Annotated in this window: 21 protein-coding genes; 12 read left to right on the top strand and 9 right to left on the bottom strand. The window is 72.3% G+C overall.

Going from position 1 to position 16646, the window contains the following annotated elements:
* Positions 1-5 precede the first annotated feature (5 nt).
* On the bottom strand, positions 6-1142 hold the full coding sequence (locus tag SJY07_RS12230; protein WP_380159403.1) for a GTP-binding protein: 1137 nt from the start codon (positions 1140-1142) through the stop codon (positions 6-8).
* 68 nt (positions 1143-1210) lie between these two features.
* Here SJY07_RS12230 and SJY07_RS12225 point away from each other — a divergent pair, with 68 nt between their 5' ends.
* Complete coding sequence (locus SJY07_RS12225; protein WP_380159401.1) at positions 1211-1630, top strand: hypothetical protein; 420 nt, start codon at positions 1211-1213, stop codon at positions 1628-1630.
* Here the strand turns inward: SJY07_RS12225 and SJY07_RS12220 are convergent.
* Complete coding sequence (locus tag SJY07_RS12220) at positions 1615-1869, bottom strand: type B 50S ribosomal protein L31 (RefSeq protein WP_328293981.1); 255 nt, start codon at positions 1867-1869, stop codon at positions 1615-1617. The two genes, SJY07_RS12225 and SJY07_RS12220, sit on opposite strands and share 16 nt — an antisense overlap.
* Before the next feature lie 72 nt (positions 1870-1941).
* Between SJY07_RS12220 and rpmB the strand changes: the two genes are divergently transcribed.
* From rpmB to ykgO, 4 genes are read left to right on the top strand one after another with little or no spacing between them, the layout of a single operon-like run.
* Positions 1942-2178 (top strand): 50S ribosomal protein L28, encoded by a 237-nt coding sequence (gene rpmB / locus SJY07_RS12215; RefSeq protein ID WP_380159398.1) that lies wholly within the window; start codon positions 1942-1944, stop codon positions 2176-2178.
* Complete coding sequence (rpmG, locus tag SJY07_RS12210; protein WP_380159396.1) at positions 2178-2345, top strand: 50S ribosomal protein L33; 168 nt, start codon at positions 2178-2180, stop codon at positions 2343-2345. The genes rpmB and rpmG overlap by 1 nt, the downstream gene beginning before the upstream one ends.
* A gap of 3 nt (positions 2346-2348) precedes the next feature.
* On the top strand, positions 2349-2654 hold the full coding sequence (rpsN, locus tag SJY07_RS12205; protein WP_380159394.1) for a 30S ribosomal protein S14: 306 nt from the start codon (positions 2349-2351) through the stop codon (positions 2652-2654).
* Positions 2655-2667: 13 nt separating this feature from the next.
* Positions 2668-2790: a type B 50S ribosomal protein L36 gene (ykgO, locus tag SJY07_RS12200; protein ID WP_328293985.1), complete on the top strand. Its 123-nt coding sequence runs from the start codon at positions 2668-2670 to the stop codon at positions 2788-2790.
* A gap of 43 nt (positions 2791-2833) precedes the next feature.
* On the opposite strand, the gene SJY07_RS12195 is transcribed toward ykgO, so the two are convergent.
* On the bottom strand, positions 2834-3646 hold the full coding sequence (locus SJY07_RS12195) for an Fpg/Nei family DNA glycosylase (protein ID WP_380159392.1): 813 nt from the start codon (positions 3644-3646) through the stop codon (positions 2834-2836).
* A gap of 41 nt (positions 3647-3687) precedes the next feature.
* Between SJY07_RS12195 and SJY07_RS12190 the strand changes: the two genes are divergently transcribed.
* Entirely contained in the window at positions 3688-4728 is a 1041-nt protein-coding gene (locus SJY07_RS12190) for a CapA family protein (RefSeq protein WP_380159390.1), read from the top strand.
* Here the strand turns inward: SJY07_RS12190 and SJY07_RS12185 are convergent.
* The gene (locus SJY07_RS12185; protein WP_380162292.1) at positions 4710-5780 is read right to left on the bottom strand and encodes an alkene reductase; all 1071 of its coding nucleotides are present in this window, start codon (positions 5778-5780) and stop codon (positions 4710-4712) included. The two genes, SJY07_RS12190 and SJY07_RS12185, sit on opposite strands and share 19 nt — an antisense overlap.
* A gap of 38 nt (positions 5781-5818) precedes the next feature.
* Between SJY07_RS12185 and SJY07_RS12180 the strand changes: the two genes are divergently transcribed.
* The 3 genes from SJY07_RS12180 to SJY07_RS12170 are packed head-to-tail and all read left to right on the top strand — an operon-like array spanning position 5819 to position 7871.
* Complete coding sequence (locus SJY07_RS12180; RefSeq protein WP_328293989.1) at positions 5819-6202, top strand: hypothetical protein; 384 nt, start codon at positions 5819-5821, stop codon at positions 6200-6202.
* Positions 6203-6213: 11 nt separating this feature from the next.
* A complete protein-coding gene (locus SJY07_RS12175) occupies positions 6214-6621 on the top strand; it encodes a hypothetical protein (RefSeq protein WP_328293990.1) in 408 nt (135 codons plus the stop codon).
* A 44-nt stretch (positions 6622-6665) separates the two neighbouring features.
* On the top strand, positions 6666-7871 hold the full coding sequence (locus SJY07_RS12170) for an MFS transporter (protein WP_380159387.1): 1206 nt from the start codon (positions 6666-6668) through the stop codon (positions 7869-7871).
* Positions 7872-7886: 15 nt separating this feature from the next.
* On the opposite strand, the gene SJY07_RS12165 is transcribed toward SJY07_RS12170, so the two are convergent.
* From SJY07_RS12165 to SJY07_RS12155, 3 genes are all read right to left on the bottom strand, one after another.
* Positions 7887-9341 carry an FAD-dependent oxidoreductase gene (locus SJY07_RS12165; protein WP_328293992.1) on the bottom strand — a complete coding sequence of 485 codons (1455 nt, stop codon included), beginning with the start codon at positions 9339-9341 and terminating at the stop codon, positions 7887-7889.
* Positions 9342-9402: 61 nt separating this feature from the next.
* Positions 9403-10764, bottom strand: coding sequence for an APC family permease (locus tag SJY07_RS12160; RefSeq protein ID WP_380159385.1), 1362 nt, complete (start codon positions 10762-10764; stop codon positions 9403-9405).
* 11 nt (positions 10765-10775) lie between these two features.
* On the bottom strand, positions 10776-12506 hold the full coding sequence (locus SJY07_RS12155) for an amidohydrolase (RefSeq protein WP_380159383.1): 1731 nt from the start codon (positions 12504-12506) through the stop codon (positions 10776-10778).
* 105 nt (positions 12507-12611) lie between these two features.
* Between SJY07_RS12155 and SJY07_RS12150 the strand changes: the two genes are divergently transcribed.
* The gene (locus SJY07_RS12150) at positions 12612-13259 is read left to right on the top strand and encodes a TetR family transcriptional regulator (RefSeq protein WP_380159381.1); all 648 of its coding nucleotides are present in this window, start codon (positions 12612-12614) and stop codon (positions 13257-13259) included.
* Here the strand turns inward: SJY07_RS12150 and SJY07_RS12145 are convergent.
* On the bottom strand, positions 13256-13636 hold the full coding sequence (locus tag SJY07_RS12145; protein ID WP_328293995.1) for an ATP-binding protein: 381 nt from the start codon (positions 13634-13636) through the stop codon (positions 13256-13258). The genes SJY07_RS12150 and SJY07_RS12145 overlap by 4 nt on opposite strands.
* A gap of 192 nt (positions 13637-13828) precedes the next feature.
* A complete protein-coding gene (locus tag SJY07_RS12140; RefSeq protein ID WP_380159379.1) occupies positions 13829-14446 on the bottom strand; it encodes a TMEM165/GDT1 family protein in 618 nt (205 codons plus the stop codon).
* Between the two features lie 146 nt (positions 14447-14592).
* Here SJY07_RS12140 and SJY07_RS12135 point away from each other — a divergent pair, with 146 nt between their 5' ends.
* Positions 14593-15480 (top strand): Fpg/Nei family DNA glycosylase, encoded by an 888-nt coding sequence (locus SJY07_RS12135; protein WP_380159377.1) that lies wholly within the window; start codon positions 14593-14595, stop codon positions 15478-15480.
* A 65-nt stretch (positions 15481-15545) separates the two neighbouring features.
* Positions 15546-16646, top strand: coding sequence for a glycerophosphodiester phosphodiesterase family protein (locus tag SJY07_RS12130; RefSeq protein ID WP_328293998.1), 1101 nt, complete (start codon positions 15546-15548; stop codon positions 16644-16646).

Here is a 16646-nt window from a genome sequence, read left to right as displayed (position 1 = left end):
GACGTTCATTCCACCACGAGCGGATCGGTGAGGAGGTGGTCCGGGACGTGGGGCTCTCGCGGGCCCAGCCACGCCTCGAACCCGTCCTCCTCGGGGCCCTGGGCACCGGCGGCCTGCTGGACCGCCTCCTCCTGCGCCCCGGCTTCCTCGGGCACCGTGGCCAGGACGTCGGTGAAGGCGGCCCGCACCCGGTCCCTGTCGCCGGGTTCGGTGCCGGTGACGACGAGGTGGGTGCTGCGGTCCCCGGGGCGCCAGGTGCCGGTCTCGCCGATGCTCAGCTGGCCCCCGGCGCCGTCCCACGCGCAGACCGTGCCCGGCCGGGTGGCGAGGCGGAAGGTGCCGCGGGCGCGCAGACGCCCGGCGCCGAGGTCCTCGATCCGTTCCAGCAGCCGGCCCGGGTGCAGCGTGCGGTCTGAGGTGAGCTCCACGGTCCAGACCCCGCAGGTGTCCTCGACCGGGGGGCGGCGCACGGTCAGCAGGTCGGCGCGGGCGCCGCTGCGGTGCGTCCCGCCCGCGACGTCGACGAGCTGCGCGCCGCCGGTGTCCTCCAGGGGCAGCACCGGTACCGCCGGGCCGCACAGGTGGGCGAGCAGGGTGCGTGCGCGCCCGTCGGGGGTGCCGTCGGTCAGCACCAGGTCCGCCTCGTCGAGCTGTCGGGCCAGGGCCTCGCCGACGGCGCGTTCGTCGTCCTCGCCGAGAGCGGTGCCGCGTTCGGACAGCAGTGCGTCGCCGAGGAGGTCCTCGACGAGGCCGGCGGCCTCGACGGCGGCCACGACCCCGCGCACGGCGACGGCGTCGCGCAGGTCGTCCTGCGTGCACAGCGCGGCCAGGACCGGGGTGGGATCGGCGCCGACCGGCAGGGCCAGCACGAGGGCGGACCAGCGGCCGGTCGCCGCGATGGCCGCCACCGTCGGCAGGAGGTCCTCCCGCTGGGCGCAGCCCAGGCAGGCGTGCTCGAGCGGGACCACCACGTCCTCCACCACGCCGCTGAAGTCGCTCACGACGCGCCGCAGGTCCTCGGCCCCGAGGTCGTAGCGCAGGACGACGGCGCCGGGGACGTCGCAGAAGACGGTGCTCGTCACCAGGTCGCGCTGCAGCGGGTGGATCGAGGTCACGACGGTGATCGGCAGGGCGGACGACACGGACACCTCCACTTGAGAACGGTTCTCGCTTAGGGTGACGCTACCAGCCGCCGAACCCTGGAGGAGACGTGCCCCGTCCCGCAGCCCGCACGCCCGCTGAACCGTTCACCACGCCGACGACCCCGCCGCCCGTCCCCGCGCCCCGGGGTTGGGTGCTCGTCCCCGCCGGGGAACCCGGCCTGCTGCACCGGGCGCGCGCCGTCGTCCGCAACTCACGGAACCTCGTCCTGGTCGCCCTGGACCCGGGGGTGGCGACCCCGGCCCGTGCCTGCCTGGCCGTCGGGGTGGAGTTCGCCTGGACCGCACCGCGCCCGGGGTGCCTGACGTGGTTCCGCGACCTCACCGCCCACGAGACCGCCGCGGCCCTGGACTGGATCGCGGGTCCCGTGGCGGAACTGACCGCGGTCCCCGCCGCGCTGCACCGCCGCATCGCCGCGGTGCAGCCGGCGGGTGCCCGGCCGCGGGGGGAGGGTCAGTCGCGCGCGTAGCGGCGGCGGAACTTCTCCACCCGACCCTCGGTGTCCAGCACGCGGGCGCTCCCGGTCCAGAACGGGTGGCTCGCCGCCGACACGTCGACGTCGAACACGGGGTAGGTGCGTCCGTCCTCCCACTCCGCGGTCGGCAGGTCTCGGCGCGCGGCGAGGGTGGAGTTCGACAGGAACGCCGTGCCCGCGGCCTTGTCGCGGAAGACGACCGGGCCGTAGACGGGATGCAGGTGTGGTTTCACAGTTCCTCCTGTAGATGAGATACGTTCTCAACAGTAGGACCCAAACCCGTTCACCACGACCAGGGAGCCCACGTGTCCGCTCACTGCCAGGTCACCGGAGCCGTTCCGGGGTTCGGCAAGTCCGTCTCGCACTCGCACCGGCGCACCAATCGCCGGTTCGACCCGAACGTCCAGCGCAAGAAGTGGTTCGTCCCCTCCCTGGGGCGCACCGTGACGCTGACCGTTTCCGCGCGCGGCATCAAGACCGTCGACAAGCGCGGCATCGAGTCCGTCGTCGCGCAACTGCGAGCCCGGGGGGAGAAGTTCTGATGGCCAGGTCCCAGGACGTGCGTCCCGTCATCAAACTCCGCTCCACGGGCGGGACGGGCTACACCTACGTCACGCGCAAGAACCGCCGGAACGACCCCGACCGCATGGTCGTCCGCAAGTACGACCCCGTCCTGCGCCGACACGTCGACTTCCGCGAGGAGCGCTGAACCATGGCCAAGAAGAGCAAGATCGCCAAGAACGAGCAGCGCAAGGACGTCGTCGCCCGGTACGCCGCGCGCCGGGCCGAACTCAAGCAGGCCGCCGTCGACCCGCACTCGACCAGCCGGGAACGGGCCGCGGCCCAGCTGGCCCTGCAGAAGCTCCCGCGCGACGCCAGCCCCACCCGGGTCCGCAACCGCGACGTCACCGACGGGCGCCCCCGTGGCGTCCTGCGCACGTTCGGGTTGTCGCGCATCACGTTCCGCGACATGGCCCACGCCGGGGAGCTACCCGGCGTCACGAAGTCCAGCTGGTGAGGGGAGCGACGTCGTGAAGGTACGCGCATCGTTGAAGAGCCTGAAGCAGAAGGAGGGATCCATCGTCGTGCGTCGTCACGGGAAGACCTACGTCATCAACAAGAGGAACCCGCGCTGGAAGGCGCGGCAGGGCTGACCCCGCGGTGGCGCTCCGACGCGATCGGCGGTCGGGAGCGGGGTCAGGCCTGTTCCGCCGAGCACCACCACGTCGTGCGTCCCCCGATCGTCGCGCGCACCATCTCGGCGCCGCAGCGGGGGCAGTGCCCTCCGTTCGTGCGGTGCGGGATCACCTCGCCGGTGTGGACGCCGCCGTGCTTGACGGCGTGCCGGATCCCGGCGCGCAGTTCCCGGCGGAGTTCGTCGAGCTCCTCGGTGCGCAGTTCCCCGGCCGGCCTGCGCGGGGACATCCGGCTGCGCCACAGCACCTCGTCGGCCAGCAGGTTCCCGATCCCCGCCAGCACCGACTGGTCCAGCAACCGCGCCTTCAACGGAGCGGTTCCGCGGCCGACGCGTTCGCGGAACTCCTCGCGCCCGATCTCCTCGGCGTCCGGGCCCAGCGCGTCCAGGTCGGGATCGAGCCGGACCCGGCCCAGCCGGCGCTTGTCGAAGAGCCGCAACTGCCCGCCGTCCTCGAAGTCGAGGGTGAAGCGGTACCACTCGTCCTTGACCGCGGTCGACTGCGGCCGCGGCCCGGCGTAGTCACCGCCGACCGCCAGGTCTCCCTCGCCGCCGGGCGGGCTGATGAAGATGCGTCCGCTCATGCCCAGGTGGATCCCGAGCGACGGACCGTCCTCGGAGGAGTCGCACCACATGGACTTCCCGCGCCGGTGGGCCGCGGTCAGGGTCCGGCCCAGCAGGGCCTTGCGCAGGTCGCCCGGTGCGTGCGGGCGGCACTCGTAGGTGTCGCGGTCGTCGACGTCGGCGATCCGGCGGTCCAGACCGCTCTCCTCGATGACCTTGCGGGCGGACTCGACCTCGGGCAGCTCCGGCACGTCGTGACCCTAACCTCCGGTTCCGCCCCTACTGTGGCCCGGTGCGCTCAGGGGTTCTCGCGGTCGTGGCCCTGCTGCTCCTCGCCGGGTGCTCCGGGGAGCCCGAAGCACCCGCGCCGCAACCCATCACCGTGAACGTCGCCGGCGACGTCCACTTCGCCGGCTCCAGTGCCGCGGCCCTCGGACCCGGCGGGCTGGAGGCGGTCGCGGGGGTGCTCGGCGACGCCGACGTCACGGTGGTCAACGTCGAGACCGCGATCACCGACCGCGGGGACCCCGCGGGCAAGAAGTACACGTTCCGGGCGCCGGCGTCCGGGCTCGGCGCGTTGAAGGCGGTCGGGGTCGACGTCGCGGCGATGGCCAACAACCACAGCCTCGACTACGGCCGGACCGGTCTGCAGGACACCCTCGCCGCGGGGAAGGCGCAGGGACTGCCGATCATCGGGCTGGGGACGGACGTCGGCGCGGCGTTCGCGCCGTACCGCACGACCGTCCGCGACAACCGCCTCGCCGTGTTCGACGCCACCCAGGTCCTCGACACCTCGCTCGCGACGGCGTGGACCGCGACCGCGGAGAAACCCGGGTTGGCCTCCGTGCAGACGGACTCCGGGCGGGCGCGACTCGTCGCCGCGGTGAAGGCCGAACGCGGACGCAGCGACTCGATCGTCGTCGTCCTGCACTACGGCAGGGAACTCGCCGGGTGCCCCACCGACGACCAGCGCCGGATCGCCCGGGAACTCGTCGCCGCGGGCGCCGACGCCGTCGTCGGATCGCACGCGCACATCCAGCTCGGGCAGGGTTTCCTGACCGCCGGGGACCGGACGGGTTTCGTCGACTACGGCCTCGGGAACTTCGTGTTCTACGCCGAGCGCCGCGGGACGGTCGACTCCGGCGTCCTGAAGCTGACGCTGCCCGGAACGGGCGGGGTCTCCGCCGCGGCGTGGACGCCCGCCACCATCCGTTCCGGGGTCCCCGTCCCGCTGACGGGCGACGAGGCGGCCGAGGCGCTGCAGGAGAAGGACTCCCTGCGCGCCTGCGCCGAACTCGCCGCCACGTCGGGAGGTCAGGCCAGGAAGGGGTAGTCCGTGTAGCCCTCGGCGCCCGAGCCGTAGCTCGTGGTCGGGTCGAGCTCGTTCTCGGGGTGACCCCCCTGCCAGCGCGCCAGCAGGTCCGGGTTCGCCATCACGGCGCGGCCCACGGCGACGACGTCCGCGACACCGTCGGCGACGAGGCCCGTGGCCTCCTCGCGGGTGGTCACGGCGGCGAAACCGGTGTTCAGCATGAGCGGACCCTCGAAGCGCTTGCGCAGGCCCTGGACGAGGTCGCCCGTCGGGTCGGCGTGCAGGACGCTCAGGTAGGCCAGACCCAGCGGAGCCAGGCCCTCGACCAGCGCGGCGTAGGTGGCCTCGACGTCGGCGGGGTCGGTCTCGAGCGCGTCCTGGATGTTGTGCGCGGGGGAGATGCGGATGCCCACGCGGCCGGCGCCGATCTCGGCGGCCACGGCCGTCGCGACCTCGATCGAGAGGCGCGCACGGTTCTCCGGGGAACCGCCGTAGGAGTCGGTGCGGTGGTTCGACCCCGGCGCCAGGAACTGGTGCAGCAGGTAGCCGTTCGCGGAGTGGATCTCGACCCCGTCCAGCCCGGCGTCGACGGCGCGACGCGACGCGGCGACGAAGTCGGCGACGACGTCGGCGATCTCGGACGTCGTCAGCTCGTGCGGGACCGGGTAGGCGACCTTGCCGGTCGCGGTGTGGGTCTCGCCCTGGATCGCGATGGCGCTCGGCCCGACGATCCGCTCGGTGCCGGTGATGTCGGTGTGCGTGACGCGGCCACCGTGCATGACCTGCATCACGAGACGGCCGCCGCGGGCGTGCACCGCCTCGGCGACACCGCGCCAGCCTTCCTGCTGCTCGTCGGTGACGATCCCGGGCTGGCCGGGGTAGGACCGCGACTCGCGGCTGGGGTAGGTGCCTTCGGTGACGATGAGGCCGGTGCTCGCGCGCTGGCCGTAGTGCTCGGCGACGAGGGGTCCGGGGACACCCTCGGCACCGGAGCGGGTCCGGGTCAGCGGGGCCATGACGAGGCGGTTGGGCAGCTGGAGGTCGCCCAGGGCGACGGGGGAGAAGAGGTCCACGTACCGGCTCAACAACCGGACCGGAGTCCGTCTTCCCGATGACCGTAGAGTTCACCCCCGTGTCCGGGATCCTCGTCGCGGTGGTCTGCCTGCTCGCCCTCGTCGTGGGTGCCTGGGCGGTCGTCGTCGTCGCCCGGGACCGCCGGGTCGGCCGCGCGCTGCTCGTCGGGCTGGCGGTTCTCGAGCTCGGTGTCCTCGCCCTCGTGGTCGACGGGGTCGTCGACCTCGTCACCGGACCGCGTCCCGTCGAGCTCGCCACCACGATCGCCTACCTCGTCGTGTCGCCGTTCGTGCTGCCGGCGGGGACGTTCTGGGCGCTCGCGGACCGGTCACGACCCAGCACGCTCGTGCTCGTCGTCGCCTGCTTCGCCGTCGTCGTCATCGCCTACCGCGCCTACCTGCTGTTCGGAGTGACCCAGTGAGCAGTGACCCGGTGAGCGGGCGACCCGAACCCCGCCGGACGACGGGGCTGGGACGCGTCCTGGTCGCCCTCTACGGCGTCTTCGCCATCGCCGCGGTCTCCCGCGCCGGCGTCCAGATCGCGACGCAGTTCCACGAGGCCCCGCTCGCGTACGTGCTGTCCGCCTTCGCCGGGGTCGTCTACGTCGTCGCGACGCTCGGGCTGGGCCGCACGGGCCACGGCTGGCGTCGCGCCGCCTGGGTGGCCTGCAGCGTCGAACTGCTCGGCGTCCTGACCGTGGGGACCCTCAGCCTCGCCGACGCGGCCGCCTTCCCCGACTCCACCGTCTGGTCCGGCTACGGCCGTGGCTACGGCTTCGTCCCGCTCGTGCTGCCGGTCCTGGGCCTGGTCTACCTGCGGCGGGAGTCCCGCCGCTCCTGACCGGTGTCCCGACCGAACCACCCGTGCGCGACGATGCCAGGGTCATGCGCACACCCGAGACCGCCGCCGCCCCGACCGCCCCGACCACCCGTGGCACCACCGTCGTCCTCCTCGTGGGGCTGCTGCTGGTCGCCTGCGCCATGCGCGCCCCCATCACCGGGGTCGGGTCCGTGCTCCCGATCGTCTCCGACGACCTCGCCCTGTCCGCGACGCTCGCCGGGGCGCTGACGTCGCTGCCGCTGCTGGCCTTCGCCGCGAGCTCGCTCGTCGTCCCGCGGGTCGCCGCCCGCCTCGGGACCCGGCTCACCCTGGTCCTCGCGCTGTTCCTGCTGGTCGCCGGGTCCCTGCTGCGCTGGGTCCCGGGCGTCGTGCCCCTCTTCGCCGGGACGGCCGTCCTCGGGGTCGCCATCGGCGTCGCCAACGTGCTCATGCCCGCGCTCATCCGCGCCGAGTTCCCCGGCCGGATCCCCCTGCTCACCAGCACCTACGTCGTCCTCATGCAGGTCGTCGCCAGCGTCTCCTCCGGCGTCGCCGTGCCGCTGTCGGAGCACCTCGCCGGCGGCTGGCGCAGCGCGCTGGTCGTGTGGGCCGCACCCGCCCTCGTCTGCGTCGTGCTGTGGCTGCCCCTGGTCCGCCGCGGTTCCGGCCCGGCGACCGGAGGACCGCGACCCCGCGCGCCCTGGGGTTCGGGACTGGCCTGGGCGGTCACCGCGTTCATGGCCGCCCAGTCGGTGATCTTCTACGTGATGCTGGCGTGGCTGGCGACGATGGTCCACGACCGCTCCGGGACCGACCGCGCCGCCGCCGGCGTGCTGCTGTCGGTGATGCAGGTCGCCGGAGTGGTCGGCAGCCTCCTCGTCCCCGTCGTCGCGGGTCGCACCGTCGTGCGCACCCGGCGCGCGGCGATGGGGGCCACGACGTTCACGATGACCGGCCTGCTCCTCCTCCTGCTCGTCCCCGACGCGGCCGTCGTCGCCGTCGTCGTCGCCGGGCTCGGGATGGGTGGGGCCGTCGTGCTGGCGCTCGCGAGCGTCTCGGCGCGGGCGGCGGACGGGGCCACGGCGGTCGCGTTGTCCGGGATGGCGCAGGGCGTCGGCTACCTCGCGGCCGCGGTCGGACCGGTGCTCATCGGGGCGCTGCACGTGGCGAGCGGTTCGTGGACGGTGCCGCTGGTGGTGCTCGTGCTGGTGGCGGCCGGGCAGCTGGTGGCGGCGCGGGCGGCCGGGAAGGACGCGTTCGTGCGGGCGTGACCGGTCCGGGTCGCGTCAGGAGTCGAACCCGAGACCGGCGGCGTCGAGACCCCGCAGGAAGAGACCGCGGTGCCCCTGCCGGTGGTCGGCACGGTCGAGGGCCGCGCGGGTCATGGCCACGCCCAGCGCGGCCACCGGTTCCGGGGGGAACGGCAACGGCTTGCGTCGCACCATCTCCAGCTCGGTCCGTTCCGTCGGGGCGCCGGCGATGAGGTCCAGCAGCACCTCGGCGGCGAAGCGGGTGCTCCCGACACCGAGGCCGGTGAAACCCCGGGCGTAGGCCAGCCGACCCGCCTTCGCCGTCCCGTAGTAGGCCGTGAACCGCGTGCACGTGTCGATGGCTCCGCCCCAGCGGTGGCTGAAGCGCACGTCCTCGAGCTGGGGGAACATCGTGAAGAAGTGGCTCGCGAGCCGCTCGTAGGAGGCGCGGTTGTCCTCGTAGCGGGAGCGGACCGCGCCCCCGGCGTGGTGGACCGCGTCGTAGCCGCCGAAGAGGATGCGGTCGTCGGCCGAGAGCCGGACGTAGTGGAACTGGTTGGCGAGATCGGTGATCCCCTGGCGGTGGGCCCAGCCCACGGACGCCTTCTGGGCGCTCGTGAGCGGTTCGGTCATCAGCACGTAGTCGTACACGGGGACCGTCCGGAGACGGTCACGCCGCAACAGGCTGGGGAAGACGCCGGTGGCCAGCACGACGTGGGCCGCGCTGATGCCGGCCCGGGCCGTGCGGACCGTCAGGCGGCCACCGCTGGGTTTCTTGTCCTCGACGACCTCGGTGACGGGGGAGTGCTCGAAGACCTCCACCCCGAGGTCCCGGGCCACCCGGGCCAGCTCCCGGGCCAGCCGTGCGGGGTGCAGCAGCGCGACGTCGTGGCGGTCCCACCGTGCGCCGAGCACGACGGGGGAGTCCACCTCGGCGCGGACCGCGGCCGCGTCCAGGAGGTCGCTCGGCGAGGTGGACCCGTCGGCCAGCCAGGGAACCTGGTGCGGTTCGACGGCGACGGTCAGACTGCCCGTCCGCTCGAACTGGCAGTCCACCTCCAGCTCGTCGACGTCCCGCGCGAACGCGTCCAGGTTCTGCCGCCCGAGACGCCGCAGCACCTCCTGGTCGCGGGGCCAGCGGGTGCGCCCGTTCTCGTCCCCGTGGGTGATGCTCGCCTCGCAGAAGCCCCCGTTGCGGCCGGAAGCCGCCCACCCCACGGTCTCGGACTCCAGCAGGACGACGCTGCGCGCGGGGTCGCGCCGCTTGGCCAGCACCGCCGTCCACAACCCCAGGTACCCACCGCCGACCACGACCAGGTCGGCCGTCGTCGCGCTGGTCAGTTGTTCCGGGGTCGGTCCCGCCGGGGCGTCCTGGAGCCAGTACGCCGCGAGTTCGGTGCCGGCCAGGGCCCGGTGGACGAGCGCCGGGTCCGGGGCGGACCGTTCCCACACGGTGCGGTGTCGGGCGGGCGTTCGAAGGTCGAGACTCACAGCAGCACGTCCAGTCGGTTCGTCGCGGTCGGTCGTCGTGCGGTTCAGGTCGTCGTGCGGTTCAGTCGGCGTCCTGCAGTGCCAGCGGTGCGGGCGGTCGGCGGAACCCCCGGGTCTTCACCCCGATGTAGACGAGACCCAGTCCCAGCCAGACGAGTCCCAGTTCCTTCGCGTGCGCGTCGATGCCCACCCACAGGACGACCGTCACCAGCACGCCGAGACCCGGGAGCACCAGGAACTTCAGGACGTCCGCACCGTGGCGGCGTCCGCCCCTGACGAAGTAGTGGTTGATCGCGGCGTAGTTGACCAGCACGAACCCGGTGATGGCGCCGAAGCTCACGAGCGAGGCCGCCCCCAGCAGGTCGTCCGCGTAGAAGATGGCTGACAACGAGATGACCGACGTGGCGAGGATGTTGCGCACCGGGGTCTGGAAGCGTGCGTCGACCCGCCCGAAGAACCGACGCGGCAGCACGTCGTCCCGGCCCATCCCGAGCAGGACCCGGGAGACGGCCGCCACCGCAGCCATCGCGCAGACGATGGTGGACACGTTGTCGACGACGAGGAAAGGGACCTCGATCCAGGACGTCCCGGTGTGCGCGATCAGTTCCAGGATGCCGACGTTCGGGTCCACCATGTCGCTGACGGACGTGGGCCAGGCCGTCTGCAGGAGGTAGGCCATGACCGCGAACCCGGCGCCGCCTCCGACGCACACGATCATCACCGCTCGCGGCACCGTCTTCCTGGGTTCCACCGTTTCCTCCGCGAAGGTGGAGACCGCGTCGAAACCCAGGAAGGACACGGCGAGGACGGACGCTCCCCGCAGGACGTTTCCGGTGTCGAAGGTGTCGGGGTTCACGAGAGCGTGGGTGTCGATCAGTCCGGTCGTTCCCTGGGCCCGGAGGATGACGACGACGAGCACGATCGCGAACACCGCGCTGAAGACGACCTGCGCGACGACGACGGCGATGTTGATGCGACCGGCGGCGCGCACCCCGATGACGTTGAACACCGCGACGAAGACCGCACCCGCGACGACCCAGAGCGCGACGGGAACCCCCGGCACGACGGCGTTGAGGTAGGTGCCCAGGAGCAGGTAGCAGATCATCGGGAGCAACAGGTAGTCGAGCAGCATCACCCAGCCGGTGAAGAACCCCAACCAGGGGTTCACCGACCTCTGCACGTACGTGTACGCCGAGCCCGCGACCGGGTGGGCACGCACCATGAGGCTGTAGCTGTACGCGGTGAAGGACATCGCGACGGTGGTGATGAGCACGGCCAGGGTCTGCATCCCCCCGGTCAGGTCGCTCGTGATGCCGAACTGGTCGAACACCACGGTGGGTGCGAGGTACGCCAGCCCGAACACGACCAGGTAGCGCAGGTTGAGGACGCGGCGCAGTGCCGGAGTTCGGGTTTCGACGGTCACGAGGGTCTCCTTCACACTGGGGTGGCGCCGGAGCGGGACGGTGCGGGCGATTCCGTGCCGAACGGGAGGGAGCCGGCGACGACGGTCCCCTCGAAGACCACCGCGTCGACCGTGACCTCGGACAGCCGGCTCGGGTCGACCGTCAGCGGGTCCTCCCCGAGCACGACGAGGTTGGCCAGCTTCCCGGGGGTCAGCGATCCCATCCGGTCGTCCAGGCGGAGTTGCCGGGCGGCGTCGAGCGTGTGTCCCCTGAGCAGGACGTCGGGACCGAGGCCTGCGTCCTCCGGAGGCCGTACCCCGCGGGGGTACCGGGAGGCGTCGAGCGGGAACTCGGGGTCGACGCGCGTGGCGGCGACCTGCATCCCGAAGAGCGGGGAACCCCGGTGGGCCTCGTACTGCGTCACGGTGTCGCTGCCGAAGGTCAGCGTGGCGCCGCTGGCGACGAACTCGGTGAACCGGTACATGCGGTTCCAGCGTCCGTCGCCGAGGTGGGCGCGTCCTTCCTCGCCGAAGTACCCTCCGGACCAGTGCGGCGTCCAGTTGACGATGATCCCGAGTTCCGCGGGCCGGTGCATGTCCGCGGGGTCGACCAGTTCGCAGTGGGCGAGCGTCACCTGCGTGCGCCAGGGAGTCCCGGTCGCGGCACACGCCGTCCGGGCGGCGGCGACGGCGTCGCAGGCTGACCGGAAGGAGCGGTCGCCGACGAGGTGGACGTGGAGGTCCGTCCCGTCGTCGTTGCAGGTCAGGAGGCAGGACGTCAGCTCCTCCGTCGACATCGCCATCTCGCCGAGCTCGTGCCCGTTCCCCGCTCGGCACAGCGGTTCGAGCACGGCGCTGTTGCCGCTCTCGTTGGTGCCGTCCAGCATGAGTTTGAGGGTGCGGACGCGGATGCGGGCACCTCCGTACCGTTCGTGGTACTCGTGCGCCTTCTCGAGGGCGGTGGGGAGTTCCCGCAGTTCCCGGAAGACCACCGCACCCTCGTAGTAGAGGTCGAGCTCGCCCCGGCGGTCCAGTTCCTGCGCGGCCGCGAGGACCTCGTCGTCCTCCAGGATGGCCTCGAACACGGCCGTCACGCCGTTCGCCGTCAGCTGGTCCAGCACGGGGGCGAGCAGTTCGGGGGTGATGTGCTCCGGCGGCCTCCAGCCCAGTCGGTCGTACATGGTCTCCAGGAACGGGAGGTGGGCGAACTCGCGCAGCAGACCGGTGGGTTCGCCGTCCTCGTCGCGGACGAACACCTGCAGCCCGGGGATGGGATCGGGCGTCCGGGCCGTCACCCCCATCAGTTCCAGCATCCGGCTGTTGACCCAGTGCTCGTGATCGCTGAAGTCGGTGCAGAGGACGGGACGGTCGTCGACCACACGGTCCAGCAGCTCCTTCGTGGGCTGACCTGCCGGGAACAACGTGCTGGGGTAGTACTCGAAGTACAGGTAGGGGGCCTCGTCGCGGGGGTGCTCGGCGGCGTAGCGTCGTACGAACTCGAGGAGCTCCTCGGCGTCGTGCGTCCACGGCAGGGTCGTGTGCCAGGCGCTGCGGGTGATCATGGCCGGGTGGGCGTGCGCGTCGACGAATCCCGCGACGATCGTGCGTCCGCCCAGGTCCACCGTGTCCGAACCCTCGGGTGCGTCCCACGAGTCCGCCGCCCCGACGAAGGCGATGTGCTCGCCGTCGATGACGATGGTGTCCGCGTGCGGTCGTTCGGGGTCGGAGGTGTGGATGTTCGCGTTGCTGAGGATCAGGCTCACGGCAGTGGTCCTTCGTCGGCTCTGGGGCACTCGCCCGGCTCGCGGTTGCGTGCATTTAGTCAGAAGTGACGAAGTTCTACAAGGGGTTCGGGGAGATCGGGGAGAGTGGTGGGCACACGAGATGCAGCGGGGTCGCGACAGGCGCGAGCTCACGAGAGGAAGGGCCAGGTCCTCGCGGCCGCCGTGCAGGCCATGGCCTCCCACGGCTTCCGTGGTGCCACGCTCGAGGTGATCGCGGACACGGCAGGGCTGGCCCGCGGTCACGTCCGCTACATCGCGGGCAACCGGGAGGACCTGCTCATCGAGGCCGCTCGCTACTTCTACTTCGGGGAGGCGGCCCTGGCCCTGACCGACCTGGCGGAGCTCGCCGCGGTGGCGCCCCTGGTGCCCACGGGCTCGGACCTCTCGGCCACCTTCGACTACCTGTTCGGAAAGTTCGCGGTGCCCGGTGTCGAGAACGCCGCGGTCAACGCCTTCGTCGACGCCGGTCGGACCATCCCGGCCATCCACGACATCGTCTCCGCGGCTTACCAGGGTCTCGAGGGGTCGATCCGCGCGGCGATCGTCCGTGATCGGCCCGGTGTCGAGGAGGCCGCCGTCGTCCCCGTCGTCTACGGGGTGCTCACCATCGCGCTCGGCAACAGCTACCTCAGTGACGTCCCGGAGCTGGGACGACGTCAGGCCGACGCGCGAGCGGCCGCCGAACAGCTGGTCGGGGTGCTCGCACGAGGGGCAGCGCCGACGGACGGCTAGGACCCGGAGAGCTCGAACCAGACGGTCTTGCCGAGCGGGCCGACGGCGAGGTCGGTCCCCCAGCGGCTGGACAGCATCTCGACCATGGCCATCCCGCGTCCGCTCTCGGCGTCGGCGCGCTGCGAGCCGATCAGCGGCATCCCGCCGCCGTTGTCGGAGACCTCCACGCGCAGCGAGGCGCCGTTGACGCGGTCGAGGGCCACCAGCACCATGCCGTCACCGTGGATGACGGCGTTGGTCACGACCTCGCTGGCCAGCAGCAGCGCCGCTTCGACGGTGTCCTCCTGGATCTCGTCGGCCGCGACCCAGGGCGCGCACCACTCCGTGATGAGCCACCTCGCGATGCCGACCGACCGGGGGTTGGGTGGGAGGACCACGCGAAACAACGGTCCTCGACCTCCCCAGCCCCGAACGACACCCCGCCGAGGTCCCTCCACGGCGCTCCAGCCCCACGCATGTGAGCAGAGTCATCGATGCGTGACACACAGTCAATCACTCGGGTCGCCGCTTGTCCGAACGCAGGCGGAACTCGTGTCTCGACCCAGCGCCGTCACAGGGGCCCCACGGGCTCAGACCGGCAGGTCGACGCCCACCACCTCGAGGAGGGTCAGGACCGCCAGGACGGTGCAGACGACCCCGCCGATCCGGCTCACGGTGGCGACGCTGAGCCGCTTCACCACCGTCGCGCCGATCGCCGCGGCCAGCCCGGACACCACGAGCAGTGCGGCCCAGGAACCGAGGAACACCGAGACCGGGTCGTCGTAGCGGGCGGCCAGGCCGGCGGTGAAGAGCTGCGACAGGTCGCCCCACTCGGCCAGGAAGACGACCCCGAAGCAGGCCAGGACGGCGCGCACCCCCGACTTCCCGCCCGTGACCTTCTGCTCGTACTCCTGCAGCGCGTCCGCCTCGGCCTGCTGCGCCTTCGCCGCACCGCGGAAGAGGGTGAAGGCGCCGACGGCGAACAGCAGCGCCGCCACCGCCGCGACCGGCCGTTCGGGCAGTTGGGCGAGCAGGCGTCCGGCGACGACGGCGATGAGGCACTGCACGGCGAAGGCGAGGCCGACCCCGATCCAGGCCGTCAGCGGCTTGAACCGGGTGGCGAGCACGAGGGTCGCCACGAAGGTCTTGTCGGGCAGCTCCAGCAGCAGGATCGGCAGGAAGCTGGCGGCGAAGACGGCGGGATCCACGGGTTTCCTCTCAGGGGGCAGCGGCCATGAGAGCACGTCCGCCGCGAGCCACGACAACGCCAGAACCACAGTTCTGCGGGCCGTCGAGCACGGTTGCGGTGCGACGAAACCTGGCCGCGCGGTGGCCGGTCCACCACACTGGGCGGGTGCCGGAGCTCCCCGAGGTCGAAGGGCTCGCCGCCTTCCTGCGCGAGCGGATGACGGACCGCGTCGTCGCCCGCGTCGAGGTCGGCGCCCTCAACGTGCTCAAGACCTACGACCCGTCGCCGACGGCGCTCGGGGGGCTCGTGGTCAGCGGCGTCGAGCGGCACGGCAAGTGGCTCGACATCGACGTCGACGGGATCCACCTCGCGATCCACCTGTCCCGCGCGGGTTGGGTGCGCTGGTCCGACGCCCTGCCGAAGGCGCCGCTGAGGCCCAGCGGCAAGAACCCCGTCGCGTTGCGGGTCCGGCTCGCCCCCGAGGGCGACGAGGACCCCGAACGCCCGCCGGGGTTCGACCTGACGGAGGCCGGCACCCAGAAGCGGCTGGCCGTGCACGTCGTGAAGGACGTCCAGCAGGTCCCGGGGATCGCCTCGCTGGGGCCCGACCCCCTCGACGACTCCTTCGACCTGGCGGCGTTCGCGGCGCTGCTGAACGGTTCGCGGCAGCAGGTCAAGGGGCTGCTCCGCGAGCAGTCGGTGCTCGCGGGAGTCGGGAACGCCTACTCCGACGAGGTGCTGCACGTCGCGAAGCTCTCCCCCTACGCGATCGCCGGGAAACTCCCCGAGGCGGAGGTGGAACGGCTCCACACCGCGTTGCGGACGACGTTGCGGGGCGCCGTCGCCGAGGCCGGCGGTCGACCCGCCCAGGAGCTCAAGGACGCCAAACGGGCCGGCATGCGCGTCCACGGACGGACGGGGCTGCCCTGCCCGGTCTGCGGTGACACCGTGCGCGAGGTCTCCTTCGCCGACCGCTCCCTGCAGTACTGCGCCACCTGCCAGACCGGCGGCAAACCCCTCGCGGACCGCAGGATGTCCCGCCTGCTGAAGTGAGTTCCCCCGGAGTCCACCCAGACCCCCCCTGTGCGGGACGGGCCCGGGAGGAGTTCACTGCGGGCATGACGCGACGCAGCGCAGCCCCCACCCGTCGTTCCGTCCTCACCACCTCCGCCGTCCTCGGCGGGCTCGCGGTGGTCCCCGCCACGGCCACGACCGCCTCGGCCGCCCCCGACCACGGCTGGCCGACCCCCTTCGTCGTCGGCCACCGCGGCGCCTCCGCCTACCGTCCCGAGCACACCACGGCGTCGTGGGAACTCGCGGCCCGGATGGGTGCGGACGTCGTCGAACCCGACCTGGTCCCGACGAAGGACGGCGTCCTGGTCTGTCGGCACGAACCGGAGATCTCCGGGACCACCGACGTCGCCGACCACCCGGAGTTCGCCGACCGGTCGGCGACGCGGACCATCGACGGGATCGTGTACACCGGCTGGTTCACCACCGACTTCACGCTGGCCGAGCTCCGCACGCTGCGGGCGAAGGAACGCCTCCCGCAGATCCGTCAGCACAACACGATCTACGACGGGTCGTGGCGGGTCCCCACGTTCCGCGAGGCCCTGCGGCTGCGGCAGCGCCTGTCCCGCGAGCTCGGCCGCACGATCGGGATCGTCCCGGAGATCAAGCACTCGACCTACTTCCGTTCCCTCGGGTTCGACGTCGAGGCGCAGGTGGTGGCGACGCTGAACTCCACCGGCCTGAACTCCGCCGACGCGCCGGTCGTCGTGCAGTCCTTCGAGCTGACCAACCTGCAGCAGTTGCGCTCGGCCTACGGCCTGCGGACGCCCACGGTGTTCCTCACCTCGGAGACGGGTGCCCCCGCCGACCTCGTCGCGGCCGGTGACCCCCGCCAGTACGCGGACCTGCTGATCCCCTCGGCCCTGCGCGAGCTCGCCACGTTCACGGACCAGATCGGTCCGTCACTGGTGCAGGTGACGCGGGGACTCGTCGATGACGCCCACGCGGCGGGCCTGGAGGTCGTGCCGTACACCTTGCGACCCGAGAACACCTTCCTGCCCGAGCAGTACCGCGACGGCGACGACCCGACGGCCTGGGGCCACGTGCTCGACTACGCGCAGGCGTTGTTCGACACCGGGATCGACGGTCTGTTCACCGACGCCCCGGACATCGGGGTCCTCGCCCGCGACCGGTTCCTCGGACGCTAG

Origin of the sequence: Kineococcus sp. R86509, assembly GCF_042466365.1 — a bacterium.
Taxonomy (GTDB): Bacteria; Actinomycetota; Actinomycetes; order Actinomycetales; family Kineococcaceae; genus Kineococcus.
The sequence above is the reverse complement of the archived record's forward strand: the minus strand, read 5'-3'. Positions and strand labels throughout refer to the sequence as shown.